Annotated in this window: 9 protein-coding genes; 7 read left to right on the plus strand and 2 right to left on the minus strand. The window is 67.2% G+C overall.

Features of this window, described 5'->3' with window-relative positions; all coding sequences use genetic code 11:
* Nucleotides 1-92: 92 nt before the first annotated feature.
* Together dapF and F0344_RS07160 are read right to left on the minus strand one after the other, a co-directional pair.
* Nucleotides 93-965, minus strand: a complete 873-nt coding sequence (gene dapF / locus F0344_RS07155; RefSeq protein ID WP_185297977.1) for a diaminopimelate epimerase — start codon at nt 963-965, stop codon at nt 93-95.
* Nucleotides 966-1,027: 62 nt separating this feature from the next.
* A complete protein-coding gene (locus F0344_RS07160; RefSeq protein ID WP_185302550.1) occupies nt 1,028-1,465 on the minus strand; it encodes a hypothetical protein in 438 nt (145 codons plus the stop codon).
* A 251-nt stretch (nt 1,466-1,716) separates the two neighbouring features.
* Between F0344_RS07160 and F0344_RS07165 the strand changes: the two genes are divergently transcribed.
* The 7 genes from F0344_RS07165 to F0344_RS07195 all read left to right on the plus strand — a co-directional run bounded on the left by F0344_RS07165 (nt 1,717) and on the right by F0344_RS07195 (nt 13,673).
* On the plus strand, nt 1,717-2,910 hold the full coding sequence (locus F0344_RS07165; RefSeq protein ID WP_258049731.1) for a tyrosine-type recombinase/integrase: 1,194 nt from the start codon (nt 1,717-1,719) through the stop codon (nt 2,908-2,910).
* A 152-nt stretch (nt 2,911-3,062) separates the two neighbouring features.
* Nucleotides 3,063-3,455 (plus strand): hypothetical protein, encoded by a 393-nt coding sequence (locus F0344_RS07170; RefSeq protein WP_185297978.1) that lies wholly within the window; start codon nt 3,063-3,065, stop codon nt 3,453-3,455.
* 236 nt (nt 3,456-3,691) lie between these two features.
* Complete coding sequence (locus F0344_RS07175) at nt 3,692-5,260, plus strand: TIGR02677 family protein (RefSeq protein ID WP_185297979.1); 1,569 nt, start codon at nt 3,692-3,694, stop codon at nt 5,258-5,260.
* On the plus strand, nt 5,260-6,681 hold the full coding sequence (locus tag F0344_RS07180; protein ID WP_185297980.1) for a DUF2398 family protein: 1,422 nt from the start codon (nt 5,260-5,262) through the stop codon (nt 6,679-6,681). The genes F0344_RS07175 and F0344_RS07180 overlap by 1 nt, the downstream gene beginning before the upstream one ends.
* Nucleotides 6,678-10,997, plus strand: a complete 4,320-nt coding sequence (locus F0344_RS07185) for a TIGR02680 family protein (RefSeq protein ID WP_185297981.1) — start codon at nt 6,678-6,680, stop codon at nt 10,995-10,997. Before F0344_RS07180 ends, F0344_RS07185 begins: the two co-directional genes overlap by 4 nt.
* Complete coding sequence (locus F0344_RS07190; RefSeq protein WP_185297982.1) at nt 10,994-12,274, plus strand: TIGR02679 family protein; 1,281 nt, start codon at nt 10,994-10,996, stop codon at nt 12,272-12,274. The genes F0344_RS07185 and F0344_RS07190 overlap by 4 nt, the downstream gene beginning before the upstream one ends.
* 262 nt (nt 12,275-12,536) lie before the next feature.
* Nucleotides 12,537-13,673, plus strand: a complete 1,137-nt coding sequence (locus F0344_RS07195) for a serine/threonine-protein kinase (protein WP_185297983.1) — start codon at nt 12,537-12,539, stop codon at nt 13,671-13,673.
* The last annotated feature ends 45 nt before the right edge of the window (nt 13,674-13,718 follow it).

A 13,718-nucleotide genomic window follows, 5' to 3' on the forward strand; every position in this document is an offset into this window, starting at 1 on the left:
CCCCGGGCCGGTGCTTGATGCTACCGACCCCACCACGTGGCACAGTCCGGCTCTCGCTCAGCGTGAAACGGATCACCCATTCGAGCGAAGCTCTAACCGATCACGGTTTCGAGCCACAACGGGTCGATGAATCCTTCGGCGACGATGACAGCGGGCCCGGTCATCTCGATCGCACCGTCCGGGTGCTCGGTGATCACCAGCGTGCCGCCCGGCAGGTCCACCGTGTACGTCACAGGGCTGCCGGTGAGCGCGGGGTCGGCTCCGTCCCTGCGGGCGGCCGCGACAGCCACGGCGCAGGCGCCCGTGCCGCAGGAGCGGGTCTCGCCGGACCCGCGCTCGTGCACGCGCATCGCCACGTGGCGAGGTCCGCGGTCCACGACGAATTCGATGTTGACGCCGTCCGGGTAGACGGCGGCGGGGGCGAACTCCGGCGCGGCGTACAGGTCACCGGCGTGTGCGAGGTCCTCGACGAACGCCACGGCGTGCGGATTGCCCATGTTCACGTTGCGAGCGGGCCAGCTCCGGCCGTCCACCGTGACGGTGACCTGCTCCTCGGGGAGCAGGCGCCGGCCCATGGAGACGGTGATGCTGCCGTCCTCGGCGATGTGGACCTGCTTGACGCCGCCCCTGGTGGCGACGGCCAGGTCGCCCTCCTCGACGAGCCCGGCCCGCAGGAGGTAGTGGGCGAAGACCCGGACGCCGTTTCCGCACATCTCGGCGATCGTGCCGTCCGCGTTGCGGTAGTCCATGAACCACTCGGCCTCGGCCGCCATGGTCCGAGCCTCGGGATGCGCGGCGGACCGTACGACATGCAGCACGCCGTCGCCGCCGATGCCGGCCCGGCGGTCGCACAGACGGGCGACGGCGGCTGCGGGCAGGTCGATGGCGTTGCCCGGGTCGGGAACGATCACGAAGTCGTTCTCGGTGCCGTGGCCCTTGAGGAAGGCGATCTGCGAAGTGCTCACGGAGCAACTGTACGAGCCCGCACCGGCAGCCCGCGAAGGCGGAACGCGGAGAGAGGTACGGATCAGCGGAGGCGCGCCACGCGCCAGACGGCGAGCGCGACCAGTCCGGCGCCCACGGCGACGTACAGGGTGATCACACGCCAGTCGGGACGCTCACCGGTGCCCCTCGCGGGCAGGCCGGGCCAGGTGTGGCCGACGCGGCGGGCGGCCATCATGCCCCACCCTGCGGCGCAGCAGCTGATCAGCAGGCCCAGCATCGCGACGATGGCACCGCCGTCACCGAACTCGAAGGCGAGCGGGAAGGCGAACATCAGCGAGCCGACCGCGGCCAGCATGACGATCGGTGCGAGCTGCCAGATACGCAGTCGGCGTGCGGGGCGCAGCTCGACCTCGACCTCAGGGGTCACGTCAAGCTCGTCGGGCCCGTCGGGGCTCAAGCGTCCCGCCTCGTGCTGCGTGTCCGGTGCGTCTCGGTCTGTGTCGCGAGGGCCGGCTTCCATCGCCACGCGCCCTCCCAACTCGGACTCCACTGGTCGATCGATGCTCGATGATGGCACGCTCCCGGGCACCGAAATGACGGGCGGAGCGTCCCGATGCCATCACGTGATCAGGCTGTTATAGCCCCGATTTAGGGTTTATGCAGGTCAGATGCCTGCTGCTGGTCAGCGAGTCAGCAAAAGGTCAGCAAGAGTCCCAGGTCAGCGCCGGTTTTACCGGTCGCGACCACCCCTGAGAAGGAACCATCTCGATCATGTCGAACAAGCTTGCGCGGGGCATGGGCAGCTTCTTCAAGCCCTGCGAGTGCCGCCGGCCCTCCGGCTGCCCGCACCCCTACACCATCCGCTTCCGCAACACCCGCGGCAGGCAGTCCGAGGAGTCCGGCTTCCCCACCCAGGACGCGGCCATCGAACGCCTGACCGCGCTCTACACAGCCCGCAAAACCACGCCGAGGAGTGTCGCCGAACAGCAGGAGACGCTCGGCGAGATGACCTTCGAGGAGTACGCGAAGGCATGGTTCGCCCGCAAGCGTGGTCTCACCGGCAGCACGAAGGCCGCGACCGAGTCCCGGATGCGCACCCATGCCTATCCGGAGATCGGCTCGCGGAAGATGCACACCTTCGACAGCTTCGTGGTGGAGCGCTTCATCACCGCCATGGAACGCAGCAACGTCGGCGCCGCGACCCAGGCGCAGGTCTTCCTGCGGGTGAAGGGCATCCTCAAGGACGCGCACCGGCGCGGAATAATAGGTCTCGACCCGCTGCTCGATGTCAGCCCGCCGGAGTACCGCCCGGGCCCGACCGTGATCCCCACCAAGGAACAGGTCGGCCTGCTGCGCGCGGCCCGCGACGACGACGCCTTCCGCCTCATCGTCGACCTCATGGCCGGCATGGGCCTGCGCAACGGCGAGGCCCTCGCCGTCAACGCGAACAACATGGTCGCCAAGGACGTTTACCGGGTGCACCAGCAGGTCCACGACCGCACCGTCACCCTGGAACCCCTCAAGCACAGGAAAACCGGCGAGTTCCGCGAGGTGCCCCTGCCCGCTTTCGCCCGAGAAAGCATCGAACACTACGCCGCCACCCACGGAACCTTTCAAGGCGGCTACCTCCTCAAGACCATGCGCCCCAGCACCGGAAACGCGTTCCTCTCCCCCACCACCCTCCGAAGGTGGTGGACCAACCTCCAGCAGCAGAAGCCGGAACACATCCCCCAAGGGATGACCATGTACAGCTTCCGCCACTACTTCGCCTCCAACGCCCTCGGACAAGGCATCCCCATCACCGACGTCGCGGACTGGATGGGACACTCCGACATCAACATCACCTTCCGCACCTACCGCCACCTCCTCCCCGGATCCGTCTCCAAAGCCGCCACACTCCTCAACAACGGCCTCAACTTCAACACCCCGACCGTGGAAGGGCCCGAGGCCGCCACCGCGGCCTGACATATCGGTCGACATGGGACCGGTTCAGCCGCCCGAGGTAGTTCTTCGCACGCACGGAGCGAGGGAAGCGCAGGTTCCGTACGGGGCTTCAAGTCTCTCCATGATCGGGGCCCACCGGCCCAGGCACGCTTGCGTACACGCCAAGCGATCACATGCCCTACCTGTACGGACCCGGCCTCTACGCCAGCACTCGCGGCGCTGACGCCGCTGTCTTCCACTACGGACACGAACAGGGCTTCTCCGTCGCAGTGCACCTGGAATCAGGGGGACTGCGTGTCATCTGCCTGTCCAACAAGACTGACGTCCCGGCCGATCACATCACCGTCGCCGTACTCCAGAACCTCCGTGTCCATCCGTCACGCGACCACGGCCAGGTCCTCGCAGAGGCAGCGAAGATACGCCGGCCGACCCGCCAGGCTCCGCGCGCCCAGGGCGAGTCCGGCCCGCACACCGACATCGGCACCTTCACCTGCGACCAGGCCCCCGGCAGCCTGAGGCTCACGCGCACCACGGACGCCCTCCACCTGTGGCGTCGCGGCACCTGAGACCCACTCATCCGCTCCGGACCAGACACCTACTCCGGCAATGGGTACACGCTCACCCTGCCCGATTGCACAGGCGGGGTGAGCGGCTTCACTCTCGACCTCAAGCGGGCCCCGGGGCTCCAATACATCCGCCAATAGCCACACCTGACATAGGTCATTAGTTCGAATTCCACGGTCATTGTCAGTGCCTTCTGTCAAGGTGTGCGCAATACGAAGTGAGATGAGGGGCGACATTGGTGTTCCAGCGAGATGACTCGGGAGTATCCGAGTCATTCGATCTTGATTCGCTGACGGTGGGCGACCGCCTGCGATTGTTTAACTTCACCCAGCGTGATGACCATGTGGCGTATCTGTGGGTGCTGCGGGCGATGAACGTACTGCGGGCCGTACATCAGCTGCAGGTCCACCCCGACGATGTGGCGAGCGCGCTCAACGAGCTCGCGGCAGCCCATGACGAGGTGCCGTCTGCCGGAGACTTGCGCCTGCGGGCCATGCTCGACAACCTCTCCGCGGACAATGAGCAGGTCCTCTACCGAGTGGAGGACCCGTTGCGGTGCGGCAATTTGGCCGCATACCGAAACCGGCAGTCGGTCTACCAGTTCACGGAGATCGGTTATCGCGTCTACTGCGCCGTGGAGGAGGTCATCGGCTCCCGTGTGCAAGACGCGAACCTGTCACGGCTGGTCTTCGCCGACATCCTGGCGGACTTCAAGGCGCTGGCGGCCGCGAACCGGGAGGGCGACCGGGATGAGGTGTACCGCAAGCTCGCCCGTCTCGACAGCGTGTTGGAGGACATTACGCAGCGGGCGGCGCGTTTCTATCTGACCCTCAACGATGTGGCGCGTACGACAGATATCTCCCCAGAGACATTCCTGCGCTACAAGCACGCGTTGCTGGCGCACATGAGTGAGTTCACAGCAGAGCTGGAACGCTACGCGCCACGGCTGGCCGAGGCCGTGTACGAGGTGGAAGACAGCGGGGTGGAGACCCTGCTGGAGCGGGCCGCCGCTGTAGATGAGCGGCCCATGATGCGTCCGGCCGCGCGGCGTGAGGACTGGCGGCGGCGCTGGATGGGGCTCCGCCAGTGGTTCTTGGCCGAAGGCTCTGCCGAGACCAAGGCCGCCCAGTTGCAAGGCGCTACCCGCACCGCTATTTCCGGTGTCATCGCTCTGTTGCGTCAGGTGACGGAGTCGCGTCGAGGCGGGGTGAGCCGGACCACCCAGCTGCGCCATCTCGCAGCCTGGGCAGCGGGTGCGCCGGATGAGCAGGCGGCGAACGCCCTGGTGTCCGCCGCTTTCGACCTGCGCTCGGTGCGGCATCTGTCGGGCGCGCATGACGACGGTGACCAGATCTCGCCGCGGTCGACGTGGTGGGATGCGCCCGGGGTGGAGGTCAGCATCAGCTTGTTCAGGCATGGCAAGCGGCCGGCCCCGGGTGGCCCGCAGCCGGTCCGTGCGAGCCGTGGCGCCCATGCCCGGCTGCGTGAGCAGCAGCTGGCGGATCGGGCCGCGGACCGGGAGGCCGCCACGGATCTTCTGGACCATGGGCCCCACGATCGGGTGCTGAACGCGGCGGAGACCCGTGCTGTGCTCAAGCTGCTGACCCGTGCTCTGCAGGCGCGGACGATTGTGGCGGGCCGACTGCGTTCGGGGACCGGCAGCAGCGACGTCCTGACGCTGCGCCTGGTCCCGAGCGAGCGCGGAAGCCAGCTGCGGACCGAGACCGGCACACTGCACCTGCCCGGCTTCACTCTGGAGATCAAGCCCCATGGTGCGATGCGTCGGCGCCGAACGGAGACGTCCTGATGCCCGCCCATCGCGTAGCCGCAACTGTGGAGCCTGCGGACCTCGGCTCGTACCAGCAAGCGGCCCGGCTCATGCTGCTGCACGGCGTCGTCAACGAGACTTACCCGCGGGCCAAGGCCCTTGCGCTGGTGCTGCAGTGGGGCGACGAACTGGCCAAGGATTTCCGGGACCTGTTCGGCTACTCCTTGCAGACCAGCGCCCGTCACGCACGGCTGCTGCGCCGGCTGGATACCTTCGATGCCAGCCAGGCATTCCTCACGGTGAAGAGCAAGAAGCCGTTCGACCGACGACGGCTGGCCTACCTCTGTCTGATCCTCGCGTGCCTGCACCGGTCACGTGTGGAGATCAACCTCGCCGATCTCGTCAAACTCCTCGCGCCCTCCGCCAATACGATCGAGCACCTTGGCTTCGATGCGACCGCACCGGGTCACAAGGACGCGGTCGTTGACGTGGTGGACTGGCTGGTCGACCGCGGTGCGCTGCGGATCTCCGACGGGTCCATGGAGGACTGGGCCCGTGACCCCGACCGTGGGGACGCGCTGTTCGACATCGACCACGACACCTGCGCGGCGCTGTTCCGGCCGAACAAGCCCCTGCAGCACCTGGTCAGCGCTGCTGGCCTGCTGGACACGCCGACCATCAGCACCGGACGGGACCCCCGTCGGCGACTCGCTGCCCAGCGAGCCCGGCGGTTGCTCATCGAGTACCCGGTGGTCTACTTCGGCGACACCGACACAGAGACGGCGATAGCACTGCGCCAGCCCACCCTGGCCGAGGACATCGAACGGCTGACCGGGTTGCCGATCGAGCGCCGAGCCGAGGGGATCATGCTCGTCGACACCACTGGGCACTTCACCGACAAGCGGTTCCCCGGCCGCGGCGGAGCGGTCAACCGTACCGCCGGGCTGATGCTCGCGAAGATCGCAGACCTGCGGGAGGACCCGGACCGAGCCAGCAGTCTCCAGTATCTGCTGCCCGCCGATCCGGGAGGGGAACACGCGGATCTTTTGAGCCGTATCGATATGGCCCTACCGCAGGCCGGCACGCTCGAGGCCCTCGCTTATGACCCCCACGCGGACACCGGTCAACAGGCGGACGAGGCCGATCCGGACGCCACAGAGCACGAAGGGCAGACGGGCTTGCCTTTTGTGGAACACGGCACGCTCGAGCAGATGATCACCGAACTCTACGAAGAGTTCGGCCCCTCCTCCTTCACCAACAAATGGCAGGCCGATCCCGGCGGGCTGCTGGCAGAGGCGATCGCGCTCCTGGCAGACCTGCGCCTTGTCCATATCGTCCCCGGCGGGGTCCTGGTGCGGCCCGCGGCCGGCCGCTACCGCAACATCACCGCCGTCCTGCCACGTCCCGCGCTCGACGGCCAGTTCGCTCTCGACTTCCCCACTGAGGAAACTTCTCGATGACGCTCATCCCTCATTCCCGCACCGCTGACCAGCCGGAGGTTCGCTTCAAGCCCACGCGCGCCGGGGTGATCGGCCTCTGGGACTACACCGATGAGGAGTTCGTCTTCGCCGACGGCCGGCTGGTCCTGCGCGGGCACAACGGTTCCGGGAAGACCAAGGCACTCGAAGTACTGTTCCCCCTCGTACTGGACGGTGTCCTTGACGCGCGGCGTCTTGATCCGTTCAGCGGCGAGGAGCGGACCATGAAGTCGAACCTGCTCTACAAGGAGCAGGAGTCCGCTTACGGCTATGTATGGATGGAGTTCGCCCGCACCGGACCCGATGATGAGGTCCTTGAAGCCGTCACCGTAGGGATCGGCATGCGGGTGACGAAGCCCATGTCCACGCCGGCTCGCTTCTTCTTCGTCGCCGAGGGCAGGGTCGGCATCGACTTCGGTCTGCTGGATGCCGCCTCGCGCCCGCTGCGGGAGAACGCCCTGAAGAAGCTGCTGGGGGAAGGGACCACCTACCCCACGGCGGAGTCATACCGTGAGGCGATCGATGACCGGCTGTTCGGGCTGGGCCGCGAGCGCTACAACCAGCTGGTCAATCTTCTGCTCCAACTGCGGCGCCCTCTGCTGGCCAAGGACCTCGACCCGGTCAAGGTGTCCGACACCCTCACTGCCGGACTGCGCCCCGTCGATGAGGCCCTCGTTCTCCAGGCCGCCCGTGACTTCGAGAACCTCGCCGAGATCCAGGCGCTTCTCAACGCCCTTATGGGGGCGGATACCGCGGTCCGCAACTTCCTGCGTGAATACACCAGTTACCTGCGCGCCCATGCCCGTGACCGCGTCGACCATGTCTCCGGGCGTATCCAGGACACGGCCACCCACTGCGAGACAATCATGGAAGCGGCAGGCGACCGCCGCTCCGCCGATCAGCAGCTGACCGCGGCACAGCAGGAGCGGGATACCGGCGAACGCCGGTGCAACGAGATCGATGCCCGCCTGACCGAGTACAAGAACCACGACGCCATCAAGAAGCAGGACGGGCTCAAGGAGCTGCGCGAGCGCGTACGCACCGACCGCCTGGGTATCGCCGGCAGTGAACGCCACCTCAACCGGGCCCAGGAGAGTTTGGCCACTCTCAAGCGGGAGGCGGACCGCGCCCTCCATCGGCACGATGAACTGCGCAAGGCAGCCTCCCGGCACACCCACGGCCTCATGGACGCAGCGCGCCGTTGCGGCATCCTCCACGACGACGACACGCTGGATCTCGGTGCTGAGCTGGACACGCATATCGCGGGTCGGGTTGCCGCGCGTCGCAGCGAACTGCAGGACGTCCACGACCTGCTCGGGGCCTTCGAGAGCGCCACGAAGGACCAAGAGCGCGAGCAGGAGCACTGTGACGCGGCGAGTGGCGAGCTGACGGAGACCGAGCGGCAGTCCGCTGCGGCAGCGGAGAAGCTCACCACCGCCCGCGTCGAGACCGGGCAGGAACTGGACGACTTCATCGGCCGCTGGAGCGGCAGCGACGACACCGCGGTCCTGGTCGCCGCCGACGGTGACATGCTGCGAGCTGCCATCGGCGCCGTGGAGGAACCCGAAGCGGCCCCGCTGCCGGAGGTCTTCCATAACCTCGTCGACCGGCGCCGTACCCACGCACTTTCCCGCGTTGAGACGTTGAAGCGGCAGCACAGCGACATTGCGGACGCTCTGCGAGCCAGGCAGGCCGAGCACGACACCGTGGCAGCCGAGGGCGACGATGCACCCCCCTCCAGTGACCTGCGCCCTGCCAGCCGCGATGAGCGGCCGGGCGCCCCGCTGTGGCAGCTCGTACGGTTCGCCGATCACATCTCCGACGGCCACGCGGCTGCGGTGGAAGGCGCCCTATACGCGGCCGGCCTGCTTACCGCCTGGCTGCACCCCGACGCTGCACTGACCGACCAGGCTCTGCACGCCAAGGTCGCCGACGCCTATCTGCGCCCGCTGCCTCCCGCTCAGCGCCCCACCGGACGCACTCTGGCCGATGTCCTGCTCGTCGAAGATCAGCAGCACGTCACCTCTGCCACCGTCCAGGCTGTTCTGGCCTCCATCGCCGTCATGGACGACGCCCCGGCAGCGGACGATGCGCTCTCTGCTCCCTTGGTGACCACGGGGTCGCACTTCTGCCTCGGCGTCCAGGTCGGTGCGCATCCCAAGGCACAGCCCGAGTACATCGGGACCACCGCACGGGCCGCCCGCCGGCGCGAACGGCTGGAACGCCTCGAAGAATCCATCACCGCCCTGGAAGCTGAGCTCGCCGGCATCGAGGAACAGCAGCGGTACGCGCACGAAGCATTCGACGACTTCGACCGCGCCAGGCGCGAGCTCCCCCGTACCCAGGCGATCACCGAAGCCGTGCGTGAGGTCGCGGTGGTGGCGGAAAAGGTCGCCGGAGCCCGCCGCCGCCTCACCGAAGCACGCAAGCGACTCGACGGGGCGATCGCCCGGGCCCATGAGAAGAACCGGCAGCTTCGGCATGCCGCCACGGCCGCGCGACTGCCCACGCATCGAGAGGAACTGGACAACGTCGCCCAGGCCATCGACGATTTCGCCGACGCCGGCAAAGCGCTCTCCTCCTGCCGTGAGCAGACCGAGGCCGCCGAGCGCGACATCGCCGGCCGCAAGGAGATCATCGACGAGCAGACCGAGTCCTGTACGGAGCAGGCCGAGGCGCTGCAGGCGCGCAGGGACGAGTTCGCCGTTCAGGAGGAGCGTCTGCGGACCCAGGAGGCAACGCTCGAAGCCCCTCTGCAGGAGATTCTCCAGCAGATCGCGGACTCCGAAGAACAGCTCGCGGAGGCACAGACGACATACGGCCGTGCGAAGAAGGATGCGGAAGAGCAGCGAGACCGGCTTCTGAAGGCTGACCACGCCCTGGAGTTCGGCCGTGCAGCACTGGCCACGGCCGTGGCCGAGCAGGTGCGCACCACACTCACGCTGGAGCCGTACGCCCGGCCCGACCTTCTCGGCCTGCTCGAAGCAACCGCAGACGCCCTCTGGCTACCGCACGACATGTGGCCGAGTCCCGAGCAGGCAGTCCAAGCTCTCATGGACAGCCTCACCTCGCCCGATACCTCCCTCACGGGCACGGAGGCCGCCCGAAGCGTCGTCCCCGAATCCGTCGCCTCACTGATCACCGCGCTCGACGAGGCGACCCGTGGGCGCCCGATCACCGCGAGCCTCCTGAAGACCGTCACGACAAAGATTTCCACCGCCATCACCACGCTGGAGTCAGCCCTGCTGGAATCCGACCAGGGCTACCTCTTCGAGTGGGAGCCGTCCGGCGACATCATCCTGGCCCGGGTCACCGACAGCGAAGGACCCGCACCCGTAGCGGACTTCGGACGCCGTCTGGCCGAACAGCTCGCCGACCAGAGTGTGCTGCTGGAAGACAAGGAACGCACCGTCCTGGAGGACGGGCTCCTGACCGGACTGGCCCAGCAGATCCACGACCGCACCATCGCCGCCCGCGACCTGGTCAAAAGCATGGACGCCGATACCCGGGCCAAGCCGATGTCCTCCGGCGCGACGGTTGGCATCAACTGGGTCGTATCCGACGCCCTCACCGACTCCCAGCAGGCCGTCAACAGGCTGCTCGACAAGGACGCCTCCGGCCTTGGCCCCGCCGGGCTGGCCGAACTCCGCTCCCACCTGCGCAGCCAGATCCGCGCCAAGGCCGCTGCCGACAAGAAGCGCAGCTACCAGCAGGTGATCGCCGAAGTCCTGGACTACCGCGCCTGGCGCAGGTTCGAACTCCGCCTGTTCCGGCAGGGCATGAGCCCGGAGGAGAAGAAGAAGGGGGAGGTCCTCACCAAGGCCAAGCACAGCGTGATGTCCGGCGGTGAGAAGTCCGCCTCGATCCACCTGCCGCTCTTCGCAGCCGCCCACGCCCAGTACAGCTCCGCATACCCCACCTGCCCGCGCCTGATCGCGCTGGACGAGGCATTCGCCGGCATCGACGAGAAGTACCGCCCCGACCTTCTCGCCCTCACCGCCAAGTTCGACCTCGACCTCTTCATGACCGGCTACGACCTGTGGATCACCTACCCCGAGGTGCCGCAGATCTCGCACTACGACATGAAGCACGACGAGGCATCCCACACAGTCTCCGCCATGCTGCTCGTCTGGGACGGCGAACAGATCCTCGACGACCTCGAATACCCAGGATCCGACGACCTGGCCGCCGAACTCCTCGGCTTCACACCCCGTCGCCACGTCCCCGCGCAGACAGGACTGCTCGGTGACATCCCCGACGACGAGCCGACGAGCGACGACGCCGAGGAAGCAGAATGACCAAGGCAGCAGAGACATACGAGCGATACCGGGGCCCTGAGTTCCGCCGGCTCCTGGCCGCTGCCCGGCGCTCGCTCGAGCGCAACGGCGGTGAGATCGAGGGCTCCATCGGCCTGACCAACCCGACCACAGCCGAACGCAACGCAGTCATCGGCATCACCGGCACCTACCGCTCGCCCGACATCCGCCGCATCACCATCCCCCTCGCGGCGCTGGAGGAGAGCATCCGCAACGTCGCGGGCATGTCACTCCGCGATGTCCTGGAACGGATCGGCCCAGAGCTGCGCTTCCGCGCCGATGAACGGACCACACTCGAACAAGCCCGGCAGAGAATCCTGGCCGAGGGCGAGACCAGCCCCCTGCACACCGAGCACTCCTGGTACCAGCAATGGCTAGCCGGCCTCGCATCCGACGGCACGATCACCGGGCTGATCAACAAGAAGGACACCCACCTCCTCAGCCAGGCTGTCCGCGTCCTGGAGTTCCTCAACAGCCGACCCAGCGGATCACCCCCGGTCATGCTGCCTTCACTGGCCGACGCCACCACAGGGGACACCAAAGCTCTCAACCCCGGCCGCGGCTCTCTGCCGACCCTGGTCCTGCGAGCCCTGGCCATGGCACGCGGAATGCCACTCGAATCAGGAGCCGAGGCCCGGCGCGAGTTGTGGGACGCCTTCGACGTCATCGTCGACGACCTGGCCAGCCGCGTCCTCGTCCTCAACCTCCCCGCGACCGGACAAGGGCTGGGCCAGTGGCTCAGCGACGCCGCCCGCTACGGCACCCCTTTCCACATCACCCTTCACCAGCTCATCACCCTGCCGATCACCGTGAACCTGCCAACGGTGTACGTCTGCGAGAACCCCGCCGTACTGCGCCGCGCCGCTGGCGAACTTGGCGCGAGCAGCCCACCACTGATCTGCGCAGAAGGCCGCCCCTCAACCGCCTTCCACCGCCTTGCCCGCCTGATCGTCGACAATGGCGGCCTGCTCCGGTACCACGGCGACTTCGACTGGCCCGGCATCGCGATGACCAACGCACTGCGTACCCGCTACGGCGCCGAGCCATGGCGTATGAGCAGCGCGGACTATCTCAACGGTGTCCGTGCCGACATCGACCATGTCCCGCTCGACGGCAAGCCCCAGGACACGCTGTGGGACCCGAGACTCGCCGAGACCATGGCAAGGGAGAAGCTCGCCGTCTACGAGGAAGCCGTCGCCGACAACCTTCTGAAGGATTGGGCCCCTGCCGCCCACCGCCCTACGGAAGTATCTGGATAGCCGGGGCCTGTCCTACCACCTGCATGGCTCTAGAGCTGCAGCAGGCGGATCATGAAGCCGATCAAGCTCCTGGGCATGAGCATGTAAAACGCCGATTTCAAGCCAACGTCCAGTGCTCGGGGCCACACAGTCCGCGAGAGGCCGGATCATGGTCACCTCTCCCTTTTCTCATGGCCACTGGGATGAGTGCCCGGAGACCAGGCAAACTAGCGGCGTAAGTGACCCAAGCAGATGCTGACGTGGAAAGGCGTGGACTGAGCTCATGACCGGGAGCCCCACTCAGATTGGCCGCTATACGGTGGCTCGGGAGCTCGGCTCCGGCGGCATGGGCGAGGTATATCTCGCGTACTCCCCCGCGGGCTCTCCCGTAGCTGTGAAGGTCATTCGCACCGACAAGCTGGACCCGGTCACGCGAGCGCGCTTCGAGAAGGAAGCTCTGATCGCTCGCACAGTGATCGGCACCAACCGGGTGGCGCGGTTCCTGGATGCCGATCCGTTCGCGGATCGTCCGTGGCTGGCGATGGAGTATGTGGCTGGCCGAACCCTGATGGACTGCGTGGATAGTGACGGCGCGCTGCCGCTGCCGCTGGTGGCCAGCCTCGGAGCGCTCCTTGCCGAAGGGCTGAGTGCCGTACACGATGCGGGGCTGCTGCACCGAGACCTGAAGCCTCAGAACGTCATGCTGGGCAGCGAAGGCCCCATAATCATCGACTTCGGACTCAGTGCGTTCATGGACGCTGCCAAGGACACGCTGTCGCACAGCGGGATGATCATCGGGACCGTGCGTTGCATGCCCCCCGAGCAGGCGAGCGGGCATCCGCAGGTGACGCCGGCGGCGGATGTGTACGCGCTGGGCACGGTCCTCCTATACGCCGCGGCCCGGCACTATCCGTACGACGGACACCAGTGGGAAGCCGTCGCCATGCAGGTCTCGAACCCGGAGATCGGCCCGGACCTGAGCGGTGTGCCGGAAGGCTTCAAGGAGCTGCTCGCAGCGATGCTCGCTCACACGCCGGAAGGCCGGCCCACTCTGGCCAAGGTGGCGGATGCCTGCGCGGATCTCATGAAGGCAGCGGGCAGGACGCCAGCCGACGCGCGGCTCGCCCTCATCGACCGCACGACAGCAGCGGGCGGGAACACTCCGACGCCGGAACCGTCCTCTGCATCGATCGAGAAGCTGATCGATGAGCAGGCCGCGATCGTGGACTCGCACAACCTCGTCAGCCCGCTCGACATTCGGCCTGCGCCTGAGGAGCCGGAAGCCGACGAAGAACTGGTGCCTGAGCTGCCCACGCCACCTGTGAGGCCAAAAGCTCGCACTCCGCAGGAGCGGCGTGTGGCATCCAAGCGGGTGGCGGGCGAACTACGGGAGCAGTACGCGGTGAATTCCACCCTTTGACGGCCCGAGGCCGCTATTGCCTGGTGGGAGACTTGCTGGAACGGG

This window comes from Streptomyces finlayi, assembly GCF_014216315.1.
Classification (GTDB): Bacteria; Actinomycetota; Actinomycetes; order Streptomycetales; family Streptomycetaceae; genus Streptomyces; species Streptomyces finlayi_A.